This is a genomic window from Mycolicibacterium komossense, assembly GCF_025822605.1.
In the GTDB taxonomy this organism is placed as follows: Bacteria; Actinomycetota; Actinomycetes; order Mycobacteriales; family Mycobacteriaceae; genus Mycobacterium; species Mycobacterium komossense.
In genome coordinates this window covers 71,736-90,941 of the sequence record NZ_JACKTY010000030.1, presented here as the reverse complement: position 1 = coordinate 90,941, position 19,206 = coordinate 71,736, and the positions used below count along the sequence as shown (strand labels likewise).

15 protein-coding genes are annotated in these 19,206 nt (G+C 65.7%); 4 read left to right on the top strand and 11 right to left on the bottom strand.

Annotated elements, in window-relative coordinates; translation table 11 throughout:
- Positions 1–6: 6 nt before the first annotated feature.
- From H7J73_RS16805 to H7J73_RS16795, 3 genes are all read right to left on the bottom strand, one after another.
- The gene (locus H7J73_RS16805; protein WP_264068647.1) at positions 7–1,941 is read right to left on the bottom strand and encodes a primary-amine oxidase; all 1,935 of its coding nucleotides are present in this window, start codon (positions 1,939–1,941) and stop codon (positions 7–9) included.
- Positions 1,938–3,404 carry an APC family permease gene (locus H7J73_RS16800; RefSeq protein ID WP_264068646.1) on the bottom strand — a complete coding sequence of 489 codons (1,467 nt, stop codon included), beginning with the start codon at positions 3,402–3,404 and terminating at the stop codon, positions 1,938–1,940. The genes H7J73_RS16805 and H7J73_RS16800 overlap by 4 nt, the downstream gene beginning before the upstream one ends.
- 110 nt (positions 3,405–3,514) lie before the next feature.
- A complete protein-coding gene (locus H7J73_RS16795; protein WP_264068645.1) occupies positions 3,515–5,044 on the bottom strand; it encodes an aldehyde dehydrogenase family protein in 1,530 nt (509 codons plus the stop codon).
- A 254-nt stretch (positions 5,045–5,298) separates the two neighbouring features.
- On the opposite strand from H7J73_RS16795, the gene H7J73_RS16790 reads away from it, so the two are divergent.
- Positions 5,299–6,756, top strand: coding sequence for an APC family permease (locus tag H7J73_RS16790; RefSeq protein ID WP_435405515.1), 1,458 nt, complete (start codon positions 5,299–5,301; stop codon positions 6,754–6,756).
- The gene (locus H7J73_RS16785; protein ID WP_264068642.1) at positions 6,753–7,505 is read left to right on the top strand and encodes an IclR family transcriptional regulator; all 753 of its coding nucleotides are present in this window, start codon (positions 6,753–6,755) and stop codon (positions 7,503–7,505) included. Before H7J73_RS16790 ends, H7J73_RS16785 begins: the two co-directional genes overlap by 4 nt.
- A gap of 19 nt (positions 7,506–7,524) precedes the next feature.
- On the opposite strand, the gene H7J73_RS16780 is transcribed toward H7J73_RS16785, so the two are convergent.
- Together H7J73_RS16780 and H7J73_RS16775 are read right to left on the bottom strand one after the other, a co-directional pair.
- On the bottom strand, positions 7,525–9,138 hold the full coding sequence (locus tag H7J73_RS16780; RefSeq protein ID WP_264068641.1) for an AMP-binding protein: 1,614 nt from the start codon (positions 9,136–9,138) through the stop codon (positions 7,525–7,527).
- Positions 9,139–9,140: 2 nt separating this feature from the next.
- Complete coding sequence (locus tag H7J73_RS16775) at positions 9,141–10,838, bottom strand: AMP-binding protein (protein WP_264068640.1); 1,698 nt, start codon at positions 10,836–10,838, stop codon at positions 9,141–9,143.
- A gap of 58 nt (positions 10,839–10,896) precedes the next feature.
- Here H7J73_RS16775 and H7J73_RS16770 point away from each other — a divergent pair, with 58 nt between their 5' ends.
- Positions 10,897–11,760: a helix-turn-helix transcriptional regulator gene (locus H7J73_RS16770; RefSeq protein ID WP_264068639.1), complete on the top strand. Its 864-nt coding sequence runs from the start codon at positions 10,897–10,899 to the stop codon at positions 11,758–11,760.
- A 72-nt stretch (positions 11,761–11,832) separates the two neighbouring features.
- On the opposite strand, the gene H7J73_RS16765 is transcribed toward H7J73_RS16770, so the two are convergent.
- The 5 genes from H7J73_RS16765 to H7J73_RS16745 all read right to left on the bottom strand — a co-directional run bounded on the left by H7J73_RS16765 (position 11,833) and on the right by H7J73_RS16745 (position 18,025).
- The gene (locus H7J73_RS16765) at positions 11,833–13,656 is read right to left on the bottom strand and encodes an ABC transporter ATP-binding protein (protein WP_264068638.1); all 1,824 of its coding nucleotides are present in this window, start codon (positions 13,654–13,656) and stop codon (positions 11,833–11,835) included.
- Entirely contained in the window at positions 13,653–15,569 is a 1,917-nt protein-coding gene (locus H7J73_RS16760; RefSeq protein WP_435405514.1) for an ABC transporter ATP-binding protein, read from the bottom strand. Before H7J73_RS16760 ends, H7J73_RS16765 begins: the two co-directional genes overlap by 4 nt.
- 359 nt (positions 15,570–15,928) lie before the next feature.
- Positions 15,929–16,474, bottom strand: a complete 546-nt coding sequence (locus tag H7J73_RS16755) for a chromate transporter (protein ID WP_264068635.1) — start codon at positions 16,472–16,474, stop codon at positions 15,929–15,931.
- Positions 16,471–17,043, bottom strand: coding sequence for a chromate transporter (locus H7J73_RS16750; RefSeq protein WP_264068634.1), 573 nt, complete (start codon positions 17,041–17,043; stop codon positions 16,471–16,473). Before H7J73_RS16750 ends, H7J73_RS16755 begins: the two co-directional genes overlap by 4 nt.
- Positions 17,036–18,025 carry a phospholipase D-like domain-containing protein gene (locus H7J73_RS16745; RefSeq protein WP_264068633.1) on the bottom strand — a complete coding sequence of 330 codons (990 nt, stop codon included), beginning with the start codon at positions 18,023–18,025 and terminating at the stop codon, positions 17,036–17,038. Before H7J73_RS16745 ends, H7J73_RS16750 begins: the two co-directional genes overlap by 8 nt.
- A gap of 101 nt (positions 18,026–18,126) precedes the next feature.
- Here H7J73_RS16745 and prrA point away from each other — a divergent pair, with 101 nt between their 5' ends.
- A complete protein-coding gene (gene prrA / locus H7J73_RS16740; protein WP_264068632.1) occupies positions 18,127–18,828 on the top strand; it encodes a two-component system response regulator PrrA in 702 nt (233 codons plus the stop codon).
- A gap of 9 nt (positions 18,829–18,837) precedes the next feature.
- On the opposite strand, the gene H7J73_RS16735 is transcribed toward prrA, so the two are convergent.
- A complete protein-coding gene (locus H7J73_RS16735) occupies positions 18,838–19,200 on the bottom strand; it encodes an FKBP-type peptidyl-prolyl cis-trans isomerase (protein ID WP_264068631.1) in 363 nt (120 codons plus the stop codon).
- Positions 19,201–19,206 lie beyond the last annotated feature (6 nt).

Sequence of the window (19,206 nt, the reverse complement as noted above, 5' to 3'; positions counted from 1 at the left end):
GTGGACTCAACTCTCGCAGCAGTGCGACTTCGGTGCCGCCGGAACGTTCAGGGCCGGGTTGCGATCGAAGAAGCCGACCGGCTTCAACTTGAAGCCGGCGTAGTCCACCGGCATGACCGGCCAGTCCTCGGGCCGCGGGAAGTGCGTCAGCCCGAAGGTGTGCCAGACCACGATGTCCTGGCCGTCGATATCCCGATCGTGCGCGATGAACGAGGGCAGCCCGCCGTCCCCGGGATGCTGGTTGACGAACTGACCGGCCGGATAGCGTTCCGACGGGTCGTACTGGGTGACCCACAGATGCTTGGTCGCGAATGCCGCCCGCTGCGCGATCGAACTGGACGGGTCGGCCAACAACACCGGTTGCCCTTCCGGATGCAGCGCGTACCCGACGTCCTGGCCCAACCGATTCTGCTTGGTCGGATTGGTGATATGCCAGACTCGGGCCTTGAGGTTGTCGGCGATCCGCATGGCCTCGGACTCGCGGCTCAGTCTGGTCTTCTGCGGACGAAATGCGTTGCCCCACGGGTTGTCCGGGCCGATAGGAACCGCAACAGCGTCGACTTCCTCGACTACGTTGACATCACCGTCCACAGCCATATCCAACCTGGCGGAAAACATGTGCTGATGGAACGGGGCACCAAGGCCAGGAGCCATCTCGGTCGAGTAACCGTCCGGTCCGCGGTAGGCAGAGGCGAACACGATGCCGGTGGCCTTGGCCTCCAACTGAATCGTGCCGTCGAGGTAGAGGTACCAGTAGAAACCGTAGTCGTAGTTACCGATGGTCAGGAAGAACGAGATGACGAGCCGACGGGACCGCCGGGTTTCGGCCATGCCGTTGAACATGTCGGTGTGCTTCCACAGCACGCCGTAGTCCTCCTCGTGCAGACAGATCGCGTTCTTCATCACCTTGGGCCGGCCGTCCTCGTCGGCGATGGTGACATCGAAGTACTTGATCTCGCCCAAACAGTCGCAGCCCAGTTCGAGGGAATTGGTGTAGCGGCCGAACAGGTACTCGCCCTGGTCGAAATAGTTCTGCCAGTAGCGCACCGGCGACGGGTCTGCGTAGGGCACGACCATCTCGGCGATCGACGCGCGGTACACCACCGGCCTGCCGTCGATCGACAGCTGATGCAACGTCAGGCCCTCACGTACATCGAATCCGAAGCGGAAAGACCAATCAGCCCAGGTGATCTGGTTGCCGTCGACAGTGAAGCTGGCCCCCTCGGGCTGGGTGATCTCGATGGGCTTCAGGTCGGTCCGCGCCGGCACCGCGTGCGGCTCGGCGTCCCACTCACCGCGCTCGGTCGGCAACGGCAGGGTCATCTCGTCAATCACCTTGACGACCGTGCGCGCTGTCAGGTCCACATAGGCGACGACGCCGTCGATCGGGTGTGCCCAGGGCAGATCGGCTTCGTCGTACTGGTAGAACGCCAGCACGCGGACGATGCGCCGGCCGACTTCGTCCTCGTGCCCGAACACCCCGGCCGACAACGGAACTGCACGCACATCGGTGGGTTTGAGGTCGCGTTTGCGCATCGCCTCGAGCCATTCGGGGCACTCCAGCAGGAATGCTTCGATGTCCTCGAATTCCTGGTCGAGGATGGGTACGTGGCCGTCGGCTTCGGAGTTGATGGCAACCCGGCTGACGATCCGCTCCGCGGTGATCGACACCACCAGGTCACTGCCCTGCCCGGTTGCCCGGTCCAGCAGCAGCACCCGCGCACACCGGTCGATCGGATCGCCGGGCTCGAAGGTCTGCACGATCTTCTTGTGCGGCTCGTCGAGTGCGACGAAGACGAATCTCACGCTCTCGCCGAGCAAGCCGTTGTCGTCGATAATCTTTCGCGCAGAGAGGATTTCGTCAGCACTGAGTGGGGTCAGTGGGTGGTCCGGCGCTGTCGAGGCGGCAGGATCGGCGGTTTCGACGGTAGCGGTGCTCATCGGGAAATCTCCTTTTCGGAATCAGAATCAGAATCTTGGCGACCGGCGTGTGGGCGCAGGACCGCGACCGCGGCCCCGCCGAGGAAAGCGCCGGCGAGTAGCACGCCGATGATGGCGGCGAGCGTGTCGGACCCGCCGACCAGCAACGGCAGGTTGACCGCTGTCATCACCGACAGCAGGGCCAGCCCGATGAAGCCCAAGCTGGGCGCGATAAGGGTGTGCCAGCGCCGGGTGTCGAACTTGGTCCGACGGAAGTACACCACCACCGCTGCGGACGTCAGCGTCATCAGTATGACGATCCCGACCGAGGCCGCCCCAACGAACCAGGTGAACACCTGCAGCACCGGATCGAGCCCGGCCAGCACGCAAGCGACGAGTACGACCAACGCCGAGATGGTCTGCACCACCGAGGCGATGTAGGGCGACGCGTGGCGCACATGCGAGCGTCCGCACCGTCGCGGCAGTGCCCTGGTGTTCCCGAGGGCGAAGATGTAACGGGTCAACACGTTATGGAAAGACAGCAGAGCCGCGAAAAGGCTTGTCACGAGGAAGATCTGGACCAGGTCCCCGGCCACCGAGCCGACGTAGCGGGTGGCCGTCTCAGTCAGCATCGTCGCCGGGCTGTTCGTCGCCGTCGACACCGCATCGTCGTCGCCCCAGGCGCTGACCATGGCCCAGCTGCTCAGCGCGTAAAACCCTCCGATCAGCAACAGTGCGGCATAAGTGGCGCGGGGAATGGTGCGGGCCGGATCACGCGCCTCGTCACGGAAGACGGCCGTCGCCTCGAAGCCGATGTAGCCGGCCAACGCGAAGATCAGTGCGATACCCGGGGCACCCGAGAAGAACTCGCTTGGATGCAGCGCGGCACTGGACAGGCCCGCGTCGCCACCACCGTGGCCGATGACCGCGATGTTGACGACCATCACGATGCCGACCTCGCAGATCAGCAGAACGCCGAGCACCTTGCCGGACAGTTCGATATGCCGATAGCCCAGCATGGCCACCACCGCCATCATCACCAGCGCGTACAGGTACCAGGGCACGGCAGGTCCGCCGTGAGACGTGACCAGGTCGTTGAGCGTGGCACCGATGTAGCCGTAGACCCCGACCTGCACGGCGGTGTACGACAACAGCGCCAGGAACGCCGAACCGAGGCCGGCATGACGGCCGAAACCATGCGCAATATAGGTGTAGAACGCGCCCGCGCCGCGGATGTGGCGGGCCATCGTGGTGAAGCCGACCGCGAACAGCAGCAGCACCGCGGTACACACGATGTAGGAGGCGGGGAACGCCGCGCCGTTGCCTGCCGCGATCCCGATCGGAAACGTGCCCGCGACGACGGTGAGCGGCGCGGCCGCGGCGACGACCATGAAGACGATCGCGGTCGGGCCGAGCTTGCCCGCCAGTTTGTGGTGTTCCTGCCCGGCGGCGGTGGCCCCGGGCAGTAACGCATCAGTTGTCATGGCATTTACTTTCATCTAAGGCGGATGATCATTGGTTGCGGGGCCGTTAGCTTTTTCGAAGCTCAAATGAGAATGGCGTGCGCCCGAATTCCCATTCGAGCGCCTGAGAACTACAGCGCGATATTCACAGCCTTCGTCTGGGTGTATTCAGCAATGGCTCCTTCACCGAGTTCCCGGCCCCAACCGGATTGCTTGTAGCCGCCGAAGGGCAGGGCGGTGTCGAAGGCGTTATGGCAGTTGACCCATACGGTGCCCGCCTTGATCTGAGCCGCCACCTCATGCGCCGTCGACACATCACGGGTCCACACGCTCGCGGCCAACCCGTACGGCGTGTCGTTCGCCGCAAAGCGCACCCCCCGCTCGCGGTTGAACGGCACCGCGACGGCGACCGGCCCGAAGATCTCCTCCTGATAGACGCTGAAATCGCGCTCGACGTCCACCAACAGGGTCGGCTGTACGTAGAAGCCGGTATCCCCGTGCCGGCCCCCGCCCGCCAAAGCGCGGGCACCTTGGCCGATCCCGGCGTCGAGATATCCGGTGACCTTGGTGAACTGCTCGCGAGAGACCAACGGGCCGATGTCGTTGGTCGGGTCGAGCCCGGGCCCGATCTTCTGGGCGCGGGCGAACTCCGCGACACCCTGGGTGAACTCCTCGAAAATGCTGTCCTCGACCAGCAGGCGGGTGCCCGCGGTGCAGGTCTGGCCGTGATTGAACAGGAAGCCGCCGGCCGCACCGGGGATCGCGGCCTCGAGGTCCGCGTCGGCGAAAACCACCTGCGGGCTCTTGCCGCCGAGTTCCAGCGAGACCTTCTTGAGATTCCCCGACGCCGCGTTGACGATCTTCTTGCCGACCTCGGTCGACCCGGTGAACGCCACCTTGTCCACTCCCGGGTGGGCTGACAATGCGGCGCCGACGTCCCCGAATCCGGTCAGCACGTTGACCACCCCGTCGGGCACGCCGGCCTCGGCGATCACTTCGGCGAGCAGCAGCGCGGTCAGCGGGGTCTGCTCGGCAGGCTTGAGGATTACGGTATTCCCGCAGGCCAGGGCGGGTGCGACCTTGAACGCCGCCATCACCAGCGGGAAGTTCCACGGCACGATCTGGGCGCACACCCCGACCGGCTCGCGCAGCGTGAAGGCGTGGAACCGGCCGCCGGGAGCCCACGGCACCGAGACCGGGACGGTGCGGCCCTCGATCTTGGTGGCCCAGCCGGCGTAGTAGTAGAAGATCTCCGCAGCCCACGTGACGTCCACCGCCCGCGCGACGGCCACCGACTTGCCGTTGTCGATGGTCTCCAACTGCGCGAACATATCCGCCCGGGCCGTGATGCCCTCACCGATGCGCCAGATCATCCGTTGCCGCTCAGCCGGCGTCATCGAGGGCCACGGCCCCTCGTCGAAGGCCCGGCGTGCTGCGCGGACAGCCCGCTCGACGTCTTCGGCTCCACTGCGCGGAACAGCGGTGATCACCTGTTCGGTGGCCGGGTCCACGGTGTCGAAGCGAGCGCCGGACAGCGCGTCGACCCACAGACCGTCGATGTACATCTGCCTCGGTGCCGAGACAAAGTCGACCACTCGCGGATCCAGATCAACGTTGGTATCTCGACTGGCATCAGAATTAGCACTGATCAGAGTTGGCATAGCGCAGAAACTACGCCCGAATGTGGTGCGCGTCACCACCTTATTCGAATGGATATTGAAGCGCACGGAATTCTCATTCGACGACACCGGAGAATTCTCATTTCCGAGCGGCGATCACAGCAGATGACACCATGCAGTAGGCGGAAAAACCGACCCAACCGCGAGCCTCTCCGCGGCCGATTCTCATTTGACGATCCTCAGAATTTCATCCCGAAAACACTCGATACGACCGGCGATGGGCTACCTTCCGACGAATGGGCGACAGACGGGCCATGAGGAGCAGCTCGCCCGTATCGGGCCTGCAGCGGGCACAGCTGTCCTTCGCCCAGGTACTCGGGCAGTCCGTCTCGGCGGTCGCACCGTCGGCGGTGATGGTGACCCTGCCCGCCCTGGTGATCCCCGCAGCCGGACGCTGGACGCTGGCCGCGTTCGTCGTCGCCGCGCTGCTGATGGCCGCGGTCGGCTACTGCGTCAGTCAGTTCGCCACCCGGATGGTTGCGGTCAGCGGCCTCTACAGCTACACCGTCAAAGGACTGGGACCGGTGCCGGGAATCGCGGCGGGCTGGTCGGTGGTCGTCGGCTACGCGGGGGCCGCCATGGCCAGCACACTGGGCGCCGCAAGCTACCTGACCGCGTTGCTGGGCCGGGTCGGTGTTCCCGACGGCGCGGCGACGATCGCGGTGCTCGCGGTCGCCGTCGGTGCAGTTGCCCTGACGCTGATGATCCGGGGTATTCGCCTGTCCGCCAGGACTTCCCTGACGGTCGAGGTGTTCGCGATCGTCGTCGCCGCGACGGTGCTGATCATCGCGTTCACCTCGTCGGTAGCCCGCGGCCACGACCCGCCGCAACCGGCAGCACCGGAAACACATTCGGCATTCGGTTTCGCGTTGCTGCTGGCCATCGTCTCCTACGTGGGGTTCGAGAGCGCGGGCACAGTGGCCCGTGAGGCCCGCAACCCGTTCGTCTCCGTGCCCCGCGCCATCCGATGGACACCCGTCGCCCTGGGGGTGCTGTACACCTTCGCCGCGGCCATGCAGCTGGGCGGGACCGTCCGCGGCGGACTCAGCTCGCTACCAATCGTTTTGGCGCTGCCCGCCTCCGCGGGCGCGGGGTCGACCGTGTTGTCGATCGCGCTGGAACTCGGTATCACCGCGTCGTGGTTCGCCTGCGTCATCGGCTCGACCACCGCGCTGTCGCGGACATTGTTCGCAATGGGCCGCGAAGGTGTGGTCTCACACCGGATGGGGCTGGCGCACCGCCGATATCGCACGCCGCACATCGCGCTGTGTGTCGCGATGCCGGTGATCGTCGGCGTGCCGGTGGCGTACCTGTTCATCGCGGGATCCAGCCGCGACGTGCTGATCGGGCTACTCGCCCTGTCCGCCCACGGTTACGTCGGCGCCTACCTGCTGGTGTGCTTGGCGACACCGGCCTTTCTCCGCCGGATCGGCGAATTGACCCGTACGCCACTGTGTGTCGGCCTGATCACCGCCGCACTGATGATCGCCGTGGTGGTATGGGCGGCACTGACCGTCGATTCCCCGGTGTGGATCGCGACCGCCGTATACGGTGGGCTGCTGACAGCCGGGATCGCACTGTTCGTGGTGCGGCGGCGCGTCGTACCGGACCTGTCCGAGCGGGTCGGCGTCTTCGACGAGACCGTGACCTCGGATGTGTTCGCCGACTACAACCCGTGGGAGGTCCGTCGATGAGCCCCGCCGACGGCTCACTGTCGGGCCGGCAACCCAAGGCCGTACAGAGTGCGCTGCGGGTCCTCGAGGAAGTCGCCCGTGCCGGTGTCGGGGTGACCGCGAAGGAGATCGCCGAGCACCTCTCGCTACCGTCCGCGACCACCTACCGGCTACTCAATCTCCTTGTGGCCGACGGCTACATCGTACGGTTACCGGATCTGTCCGGCTTCTCCCTCGGCCGCCGGATGGGGTTGCTGATCGACGCTGCCGTGACACCCACGGTGTGCACCGCCGCCCGCGAAGTCCTCGCGGAACTGCGCCTGTCCGTCCGATTCGGTGTGCACCTGTTCTATTTCACCAACACCGCGGTGCGGACCGCGGACGCCGACGCCGAATTCCCGCCACCGGCCGACGAGGCGGTACTGAACCGCAATCTGCACGCGTGCGCCGTCGGGAAGTTGTTACTGGCCGAGAAGAGCGATATCGACGGATTGCTGACGGCCCCGCTCGCCGCACTGACCGAGCAGACAGTGACGTCCAAAACCGTACTGGCCGAACAGCTTGAGGTGGTCAGAGACCGGGGTATCGCAACCCAGACGGGTGAACTGCGCGACGGATCGGCGTGTGTGGCCGTGCCGGTCCGGGCCCCGGCCGGCGCGCTGGTGGCCGCCCTGGCGATGTCGGGCCGCGCCGACCAGCACGAACTGCTGCAACGGCAGGTGCCCACCCTGGTCGACTGCGCGGACCGGCTCAGTCCGCTACTGGCCTGAGCTGTATCCGGTCACGACGCTAGAGCCCGAGCAACCGCACCATCTCGGCACGCATGTCGACCTTGCGGATCTTGCCCGTCACCGTCATGGGGAATTCCTCGACGATGTGCACATACCGCGGGATCTTGTAGTGGGCCAGCTTGCCTTTGGCGAACGAGCGCACCGCGTCGGCGTCCAATCGTGCCGCCCCGGCGCGCATCCGGATCCAGGCGCAGATCTCTTCACCGTATTTGGCATCCGGTACGCCGATCACCTGGGCGTCGTCGACATCGGGATGGGTGTAGAGGAACTCCTCGATCTCTCGTGGGTAGACGTTCTCGCCCCCTCGGATGACCATATCCTTGATGCGGCCGACGACCGTGCAATAGCCGTCGTCGCGCATCACCGCCAGGTCGCCGGTGTGCATCCAGCCCTCGGAATCGATTGCTTCGGCGGTCTTTTCGAGATCGTTCCAGTACCCCAACATCACCGAGTAACCGCGGGTGCAGAACTCCCCCGGCTGTCCACGCTCCACGACCTCCCCGGTCGCCGGGTCGACGATCTTGACCTCGATATGCGGATGGGCCCGGCCGATCGACGAAGTGCGCCGCTCCTCGTCATCGTCGATCAGGGTCTGGCACGACACCGGTGAGGTCTCGGTCATGCCGTAGGCGATCGCCACCTCGGTCATGTGCATGTCGTTGACGCAACGTTTCATCACTTCGATCGGGCAGACTGCGCCGGCCATGATCCCGGTGCGCAACGAGGACAGGTCGTAGTCGGCGAACTCGGGATGGCCGAGCATCGCGATGAACATGGTGGGGACGCCGTAGACGCCGGTACACCGTTCCTTCTCGACCGCCGCCAGCGTCGCACCCGGATCGAAACCCGGCGCCGGGATGACCATCGTCGCTGCGTGCGTCGTGCAGCCCAGGTTCCCCATCACCATGCCGAAGCAGTGGTAGAAGGGCACCGGAATGCACAGCCGGTCACCGGGGGTCAGGTTGATCAGGTCGGTGACAAAGTACCCGTTGTTGAGGATGTTGCGGTGTGACAGCGTCGCACCCTTGGGGAATCCCGTTGTCCCCGAGGTGTATTGGATATTGATCGGATCGGCGTTGGTCAGCTCCGACAGCCGCGCGGCCAGCGCTTCCACAGCGACCGAAGCGGCGCCGGCCCGCAGGTGTGCCCAGTCATCGGTGTCGAGGAAGATCACCTGCTGCAGCGCAGGCGTTTCCGGGCGCACCTGCTCGACCATGTCGCGGTAGTCCGACGTCTTGAAGGTGGTCGCGGAGATCAGGGTCCGCACCCCTGACTGGTTGAGCACATAGGCCAATTCGTGGGTCCGGTAGGCGGGGTTGACGTTGACCAGGATCGCGCCGATCTTGGCAGACGCGTACTGCACGATGGTCCATTCGGCGCGGTTGGGCGCCCAGATGCCCACCCGGTCACCCTTGTCGATCCCCAGCGCCATCAAACCCCGGGCTACCAGATCGGTTTCGGCATCCAGTTCGGCGTACGTCCACCGAGTGCCCGCCGCCACGTCGACGAGCGCCTCGATATCGGGGTGGGCGGCGGCGATCCGGGCCAAGTTGGCACCGATGGTCTCTTCGAGGACCGGGGTGTCGGTCGGGCCGGCGTCGTAAGACTCCATCGTCAGTCCACCAGATCTTCGTAGCGGTACTCGGTGTCGATCGCGGTGCCCGCGTTGTGTGCGTCCTCTTCGCGCCTGCGCAGTTCGACGCGCCGGATCTTGCCCGAGATGGTCTTCGGCAGTTCGAAAAACTCGACGCGGCGGACCTTCAGGTACGGGGCGAGGTGATCGCGGGCATGCTCGAGGATGGCCCGAGCGGTGTCGGCGCCAGCCTCCCAGCCGTCAGCCAACGCGATATACGCCTTGGGCACAGCCAGTTTGGTGTGGTGGGGTTGCGGGACCACCGCGGCCTCGACGACGGCCGGATGCTCGATCAGGACGCTTTCCAGCTCGAACGGCGAGACCTTGTAATCCGAGCATTTGAAGACGTCGTCGGTGCGGCCGATGAAGGTGATGTAACCGTCCTCGTCGCGGCTGGCGACATCGCCGGTGTGGTAGTACCCACCGGCCATCACGGCTTCGTTGCGCTCCGGATCACCGAGATAGCCGGTCATCAGGCTCAGCGGCCGCTCCCGCAGGTCCAGGCAGATCTCGCCCTCGTCGGCAAGCTCACCGGTCACCGGATTCACCAGCACCACCGGGACACCTGGCATCGGCCGGCCCATCGATCCGGCCTTGACGGGCTGGCCGGGGGTGTTCCCCACCGACAGGGTGGTCTCCGTCTGCCCGAAACCGTCCCGGATGGTCAGCCCCCACGCCTTCTCGACCTGCGCGATGACGTCGGGGTTGAGCGGTTCACCGGCGCCGAGGATCTCGCGCAGCCCTTCGGGTTTCGCGCCGAGATCGGCCTGGATGAGCATCCGCCAGACCGTCGGCGGCGCGCAAAACGTCGACACCCCCGCGCGGCGGATCTGATGCAACAGGGCGGCGGCGTCGAACCGGCCGTAGTTGTAGACGAAGATCGTCGCTTCCGCGATCCACGGCGCGAAGAAGCAACTCCAGGCGTGTTTGGCCCAGCCGGGTGAACTGATCGCCAGGTGCACGTCGCCGGGGCGTACGCCGATCCACGCCATCGTCGACATGTGGCCGACGGGGTAGCTGATCTGCGTGTGCTCGACGAGTTTGGGCCTGCTGGTGGTGCCCGAGGTGAAGTACACCAGCAGCGGGTCATCCACGGTGGTGACGGCCGCCCGCGGCTCGGCCGGGAGCACGTAAGCGTCGGCGTAGCCGTGCCACCCGGGCACCGGAGCGCCGACCACGATGCGCCCGTAGTCGCCGGGTACGTCGTCGAACTTGGCGGTATCGCCGGTGTTGGCGATGACGAACCGCGCCCCGCCCCTGGCAATCCGGTCGGTGAGGTCGGCCGGTCCGAGCGCGCTGGTGGTCGGCATGACGACGGCGCCGAGCTTGGCCACGGCCAGCATCGACTCCCACAGCTCGACCTGATTGCCGAGCATCAGGATGACCCGGTCGCCTTTGCCGACGCCGAGCCGTTCGAGCCACGCCGCAACGCGGTCGGACCGCTGCGCCATCTCGGCGAACGTCACCTTCTGTTCGGAGCCGTCCTGCTCGACGATCCACAAAGCGGTGCGGTCTGCGGTGTCGGAGTCACGAGCGATGACGTCGAACCAATCGGTGGCCCAGTTGAAGGTGCCGGTCACGCTCGGCCAGCAGAATTCCTCGACGGCCCTGTCGTAATCGCTGATCAGAGCGACGAGCTGGTCGCGGGCGCCGCGGTACAGGTCGGTATTGGTCCCCATGCCAGATAGGATCTACGTCACAGCTGCCCGCCCGCTACCCCCGAAGGAGGGGACTGTCATGGCTCCCGGAAAGGCGGACGCCCTGCTCCGGCCGCGCGATACCGACGCGCTGCGCGCCGAACTGCGCCAGGTGGCCACCGTGGGCTCGGTCCCGGTGCTGTTCGGCGGCGAGGTGCACGGAGACACCCTGCTGCTCAGTGAATTCCTCGGCACCAGGACCGCCATGCTGCGTGGGTTGGGGGTCCGATCGAGCTCAGGGCTCGGCGGCGCCAGCATGGTCGCGGGTCGGCCGATGTCGGTGACGGACTACCGCAGCGCCTCCAGCATCACCCACGATTACGACGCGCCGGTGCTTTGCGAAGGCATTCGGTCGATCCTGGCGGTGCCCGTTCTGGTGGACGGCGTGGCCAGGGCAATGCTTTACGGCGCCTACCGGGTGGGCGGCCCGATCGGTGACCGGACGGCCGGTCTGATGGTCGCCTCCGCGCGCCGATTGAGCATGGAATTCAAGGTGCGCGACGAGGTCGACCGCCGCCTGCGACTGCGTGAGGCGCACCTGGCCGGCTTCGGGGAAACGGTGGCCGCGCCAGAGGACATCCGGGCCGTGCATGCCCACCTGCGCCGTCTGGCGTCGGACAGCACCGTGGCGCCCGGTACCGCGGCACAACTGCGGCGCCTCGCCGATCGGCTGGTCGGGGCGATCAGCGCCGAGCAAACCGCGGTGAGTGCACCGTTGACCGCTCGTGAGCTGGACGTACTGGCGCAAGTCGCCATGGGGTGCACCAACAGTGAAGCCGCCCAACGACTTTCCCTGAAACCGGAGACGGTGAAGAGCTACTTGCGCAGCGCCGCAGCCAAACTCGGTACCAAGACCAGATACGAATCGGTCTCGCGAGCACGTCGCGCCCGGCTGATCCCCTAGGTCTCGACCGGCGCGACGCGCCCCGAGCCGGTGCGCTTCGATGAAGGCGCGCAGTTGGTTCAGCGTCAACGGTCAGGCCAGCGATTCGACCCAGGCGCTGTGCAGCGCCGCGTACCGGCCGTCGTTGCGTTCGATCAGCTCGGCTGGCGGGCCGTCCTCGATGATGCGGCCGTGCTCGAGGACCAGCACCCGGTCGGCGACCTCAACGGTGGACAGGCGGTGTGCGATGACCAGGGCGGTCCGGTCGGCCAGCACCCGCGCCAACGCGCGCTGCACCATCCGCTCGCTGGGAATGTCCAGCGATGACGTCGCCTCGTCGAGGATCAGCACGGCCGGATCCGCCAGGAACGCGCGCGCGAACGCGACGAGCTGTCGCTGTCCGGCCGACAACCGACCGCCCCGCTTGGCGACATCGGTCTCGTACCCCTCGGGCAGCAGGTCGATGAAACGGTCCGCGCCGACCGCCTCCGCCGCGCCCCGCACTTCGTCGTCGGTGGCGTCGGGCCGGCCGAACCGGATGTTGTCGGCGACGGTGCCCTCGAACATGAAGTTCTCCTGCGTCACCATCACCACGTGCCGGCGCAGCTCGGGCTGCGCCAGATCCCGCAGGTCGACCCCGTCCAGGGTGATCGCCCCCGACGTCGGGTCGTAGAAGCGTGCGATCAATTTGGCGATCGTGGTCTTACCGGCGCCGGTGGTGCCCACCAGTGCGACGGTCTGCCCCGCCGGGACGTCCAGCGAGAGATTGGGCAGCACCGGCCGATCCGGCACGTAGGCGAAGGTCACGTCGTGAAACCGGATGTCGCCCTTCACCTTCGACAGCGCCACCGGCTGAGCCGGGTCCTGGATGCCGGGGACCTCGGCCAGTACACCGGCGATCTTCTCCAGCGCGGCGGCGGCCGACTGGAAGGTGTTGAGGAACTGCGAGATCTCCTGCATCGGCTCGAAGAAGATCCGCAGATACAACAGGAAGGCGGTCAGCGTGCCGAGCGTCATCTCGCCGTGCAGCACGCGGTAGCCGCCGTAGAGCAATACCATCCCGGTGGTGATGTTGCCGACCAGCCGGACACCGGGCATGAACACCGCCAACAACTTGAACGCCCGCTCGTTGATGTTCTTGTACTCGTCGGCGACGTCGGTGAAGATCTCCTGGTTGCGCGGCTCGCGGCGGTAGGCCTGCACGGCTTTGATACCGGTCATCGTCTCCACGAACTGCACGATCACCAACGCCGCGCTCTCGCGCACCTTCTTGTACGTCTTGGCGGACTGGGTGCGAAACCACCACACCAGCAGCACCAGAACGGGGAACGCGCCCAGACACGTCAGGCCGAGTTTGGGGTCGAGCACGACGAGTAGCACCGATGTTCCCAACAGCGTCAGGATGGCGGTGATCAGACCGTCGAACCCGGTCTCCAGCATCTCCTGGATGGCTTCGACGTCGTTGGTCGAGCGGGCCACCACCCGCCCAGAGGTGTAGCGGTCGTGAAAGGCCACGTCGAGGCGCTGGAAGTGCCGAAAAATCCTGCGGCGCAACTCAAGCAGGACTTCCTGGCCGATGCGCCCGGAACGCCGCAGGAAGAACATCCGGCTGCTGGCCTGGACCAGCACCACGCCGCACAATGCCGCGACGATCAGCAGGAGCTCGCGGACCGATCCACCGTCGACGATCGGCGGGATGCCATGGTCGATCCCCCGCTGCACCAGCAGCGGCACCGACAGCCGGGCGGCGTTCTCGGCCACCACGACGATCGCCAACAGCGCCACCGCGGCGGCGTAGGGCCGCAACAGCGAACCCAGCAGGGTGCGCGCCTCGCGGCGCCGCGAGATCGACTCGTCGACGGGCAAGTCGTCGTCATCGTTGCTGACCGCCCGGCCGCGCCAGTCCGTGGTGCTCACAGGCGGTCCGCCGCTTCACGTTCCAGATACAGATGATCGAGCCGTCTTCGGTCGTCGTCCTGCTCCCAGTCGCAGTCGCGCTCGGTCGGGTCGTCTGGGTCGAGGAGGTCACTGTCCGCGGCGAGCAGGTAGCGGTATTCGGGCGCATCGGCGAGCAACTCGACATGCCTGCCGACACGGGTGATGGTGCCACCTTCGAGCAGCGCCACCCGGTCCGCCAGCAGCACGGTCGACGCCCGGTTGGCCACCACGACGCCGGTGACCGACGCCAACACCCGCTGCAGGGCTTCGGTGACCTTGGCTTCGGTGTGCACGTCCAGCGCCGAGAGCGTGTCGTCGAGCACCAGGATCGACGGTGCGGCCAACAACGCCCGAGCCAGCGAGAGGCGTTGGCGCTGCCCACCGGACAGACTCATACCCTGTTCCCCGATGCGGGTCTCCAGCCCGAATGGCAGCTGGTAGACGAAGTCGGCGGCAGCCACGTCGATGGCCTGCGCGAGCTCCATCTCACCGGCGTCGGGCCGACCGAGCCGGATGTTCTCCGCCACCGACATCGAGAACAGCGTCGGATCCTCGAATGCGGTGGCCACCGCGTTCCGCAGCGCCGGCAGCGAGAGTTCGCGGATATCGCGCCCGTCGATCAGGATCGCGCCCTCGGTGACGTCGTAGAGCCGCGAAAGCAGCGACACCAGAACGGATTTGCCCGATCCGGTCGCCCCGACCAGAGCCAGCGTCTCGCCGGCCTCGACGGTGAGGTTGACGTGCCGCAGCGCCCATTGGTCCGCGCCGCCCGAACTGTCCGACGGGAACCGAAAACCGACGTCGACGAGCTCCAGGCGGCCGCCGCGGGGCGCGGCGCGCTCGGGCCCGTCGGTGATCTCCCGCGGGGCGTCGAAGATCTCGGCGACCCGGTTGGCCGCCGTCATGGCCTCCTGCGTCATCGACAGCAGAAAGCCCAGCGACGAGATGGGCCATACCAACGACAGCATCATCGTGATGAACGCGACCAGGGTGCCCATGGTGACCAGACCGCTGCCCGCCGCGTAGGCCCCCAGGCCCAGCACGATGATCAGGCTGACGCTGGGGATGGCCTCAAGCAGCGTCCAGAACTTCGCCGACACCATCACCTTGCGCACCTCGGTGTCGAACAGGGTGGTGGCGCGCTGGTCGAACCGGTCGTAGGCGTACTCCTCCCGGCCGAACGCCTTGACCACCCGCAGCCCGAGTGCCTGCTCCTCTACGTGCGTGGCGACGTTGCCGGACTGGTCCTGCGCGGCCCGCGACAGCTTGGTGTACTGCCGCTGAAAGTGCAGCACGGTCGCGGTGATCGGCACGATCGAGACCACCACCACGACACCCAGCGGCCAGTACATCGCCAGCAGGATGCCCGTCACCACGATGATCTGGACCACGTTGAGCAACAGGAACAGCAGCCCGAAGGACAGGAAGGACCGGATGGTGCTCAGGTCGTTCATCACCCGGGACAGCAACTGGCCCGACTGCCACCTGCCGTGAAACGCCATCGGCAGGATCTGCAGGCGGGCGTAGAGATCCTTGCGGATGTCGGCCTCAACGCCCATCGTCGCGCGGGCGACCAGCCAGCGCCGAATGAACCACAGCACAGCTTCCGAGACCAGGACGGCCATCGCCGCGGCGCCCAGCACCCACAGCTGCTGCTGGTCCTGGTGGCGTACCGGTCCGTCGATCACGGCCTTCGTCATCAGTGGGATGACCACGGTGGCGACCAGGCTGAGCAGCGCGGCGACGAGCATCGCGATCCACCGCACGCGGTAGGGCTTCAAGTACGGCAGCAGACGGAGAATGTCCGATGACGACCTGATCCGGCGCGGCGGCGGCGCGATCACCGGCTCGGAGCGAAGCCCCGTCTCATCCGTGTGCATCGAGTCACCCATCACTATCTTGTCTATCCCACACCTATGACATCGCGTCCAGCAACCGACTTTCGACTCGCCCGACCGGCTGTGCCCGGCGATGGTTTCTGAACTCAGCTTTTTGCACTCACAGTGCCCACGGTAAAACCTCAACAAAGAACGAGGTCAATCTGATTCCGCGGTGGGCGCGCCGCCGACTCTGGGGTGTGCAGCACCGGCACACCGGCCACGTCACCACCCTGGGTGGCTCGGTCCGCGTGAGCTCACCTATCGACGGTCAGGCCAGGATCGAACCGAGACCGGCCAGCTTAGCGGAACATACTGGGAGACAAAACAACTCCCCGTCACATGATCAGCGAATAGCTACCGCAATTAATTCGCTACACAATTCCGAAGTAACCGATCAGTCCGGCAATGCCGACGATGAACAATGGATTGATCTTGCTGCGAACGAAGATCAGCGTACAGATCGCGGTCAGGATGTACGCCCGCCAGTCGTGATCGGCGGCCTTGCTCATCACCAGCGACGTGGCCAGGATCAGGCCCACGGTCAGCGGCGCGAAACCCTTCTCGACCGCGATCCGCCACTTCGATTTCTGTGCCTTCTGCCAGAACAGCGTCACGACGTACATCAGCGAGGCCGCCGGGACGATCATCGCGACGGTGGCGATCACGCCGCCGAGGATCGCGGTGGGGATGCCCGCCACGTGCAGGCCGGCGGCGTAGCCGACCATCGTGACGATCAGGATGCTCGGTCCCGGCGCCGTCTGCGAGATCGAGAAGATATCGGCGAACTGCGAATCCGACAGCCAGTGCTGACCGTGCACGGCCCGCAGGTGCATCTCCGGCAGGACGGCATTGCCGCCGCCGATCGACAACAGTGACAACATGCCGAATAGCGAGATCAGCTGCAGGTAGGTGCTCACGCGGTCTTTTGCTTCGACTTACGGGGCCAGGCCCAGATCAGGCTCAGCGGCGCCAGGATCGCCAGGGTCTCCAGCAACGGCAACCGCACCACCCCGTTCAGCACGAAAGCCGTACCGAACAGCAGCACGGGAACCACGCCGGTCAGACATTGCTTGCCGGTCTTGATCACCATCGCGACGGTGAGCGCGACGGCGGCGGCGGAGGCGCCGTGCAGCACCCCCTTGACCGCCGGGATCTCCTTGAAGCGGAAATACAGGAACGCCATCGCCAGTACGAAAACCATTGGCATGAAACACAGCCCGACGAGAGCGGCGCCGACACCGGGGAGGCCACGCATTTTGGACCCGACGAACACCGCCATGTTCACCTGGTTGGCGCCGGGCATGATTCGGCACATCGTCATAGCGGACAGAAACTCGGCGTCGTCCATCCACTTCTTCTCGACGACCACTATTTCACGGGACCAGGCCGAAAGGCCGCCGCCGAACGACGCCAGTGCGATGTGGTTGAACGTCAAAGCCATCTCGAACAGCGAAACCTTCGGTTCCGCCGATTCGACCTCACTCATGAACGAGTTCCGCGTCGTGCGGAAAGTCGTCCTCTACATGGTTGGCGGCATCGATCGGATCCGGCGGCTCGTACTGATGGGAGAGGTCCCAGTCGAAATCGAAGATCGTCTTCAAACGACCGACCACCACGGGATCGCTTTCCAGGATGCCCAACTCGCGGCGCAGATCGAAGGCGCTGCGATCGATGTTCATCGACCCGACCAGAGCTCGTTCGCTGTCGGCGATCAACAGCTTCGCGTGTACGCGCAGGTTCTTCTGCTTGTGCACCTTGACACCGAATCGGCGCAACGTCCGCAACGAGGCGAACGTATCGAGAATGTCCCATTCACTGATGCCGTGCTTACCGCCGCACAGGACGTGGACTTTCACACCTCGATCGGCTGCCGCGGCGATGTGGTCGAGAATTACCGCGTCCACATATTTGGGGTGCTGAATATCGAGGCGATGCTGGGCCGAATCGATGAAGTGAGCCATGTGCAGGCGCGAATTGGAGTTACTCCACAGCAGACCCTCGAATGCCGCCGGCGTCCACTCCCGGTGCTCCCAGTCGGCATTGAACACGTCGATGATCTGCGCCACATGCACCGGGTCGTAGGTGATCACACCGTAGTCGCGGGTCAATGTGAAGTACTTCTCGCACATGTTGAACGTGGCGACCAATGCAGCTTTCCCGTCGACCACGACCGACTTCTCGTGCGTCACGTAGAAACTCGGACTGGACCACTGAACCGCGATCCCGGCGTTCACGAATCGCTCGAAGGTGTCGTCATTGGCGCGGTCACCGCCGGAACGTTTGGCGTTGAGCATCACCCGAACGTCGAGGCCGGCATTCTTGCGCTCGATCACCGCGTCGATGAATCGATCTTCGGTGAAAGTGAACTGCTTTATCAGCAGCGATTCCTGCGCCGAGGCGAAGAATTCGAGCACCGGCGTCATGCCGTCATCGGGCTCGACAATCAAACGGGACGTGTTCGGGAGCATAAGGGTCGAACGTTAGCACCCAGCCAATCTCAGCGCTTCGCGATGAGATGAACTCTTCGCGCCTACCGCGGACCGTCGCCGCCATCAGGCAAGATGGCGGCATGGACAGTGGTGTGGCCTCGCCCCGAGTGCTGGTGGTGGACGACGATGCCGACGTGCTCGCGTCCCTGGAGCGTGGACTGCGGTTGTCCGGTTTCGAGGTCACCACCGCCGTCGACGGGGCCGAGGCTCTGCGCAGCGCCACCGAGACCCGCCCCGACGCGATCATCCTGGACATCAACATGCCGATCCTCGACGGCGTCAGCGTCGTCACCGCGTTGCGCGCAATGGACAACGACGTCCCCGTCTGCGTGCTCAGTGCCCGCAGCTCGGTCGACGATCGGGTCGCCGGCCTGGAAGCCGGCGCCGACGACTACCTCGTCAAGCCTTTCGTGCTGGCCGAACTGGTGGCTCGGGTACGCGCGCTGCTACGCCGCCGCGGATCGACGGCCACCCTCTCCTCGGAGACGATCGCGGTGGGCCCCCTTGAGGTGGACATTCCGGGCCGGCGCGCCCGGGTCAACGGGGTCGATGTCGATCTGACCAAACGCGAATTCGACCTACTGGCGGTGCTCGCCGAACACAAGACCGCGGTCCTCTCACGGGCACAGTTGCTTGAACTGGTCTGGGGTTACGACTTCGCCGCCGACACCAATGTCGTCGACGTGTTCATCGGCTATCTGCGGCGAAAGCTGGAAGCCGGTGGCGCACCCCGACTTCTGCACACCGTGCGCGGCGTCGGGTTCGTGCTGCGGACCCAGTAGGGCCCCTGCTCAGCGGACGCCGAGCAGATCGATCACGAAGATCAGCGTCTTGCCCGAGAGCCGGTGACCGCCGCCGGCCGGACCGTAGGCCGACTCCGGCGGGATGGTGAGCTTGCGGCGGCCGCCGACCTTCATCCCCGGGATACCGTCCTGCCAGCCCTGGATGAGGCCGCGCAGCGGAAACTCGATGGACTGCTTGCGGTCCCAGGAGCTGTCGAACTCCTCGCCGGTGTCGTACTCGACGCCGACGTAGTGCACCTCGACCGTGCCGCCCGGCACCGCCTCGGCTCCGTCGCCGACCACGATGTCCTCGATGACCAGGTCGGCCGGTGCCGGCCCCTCCGGAAACTCGATCTCAGGTTTTGAAGTCACCCGGAC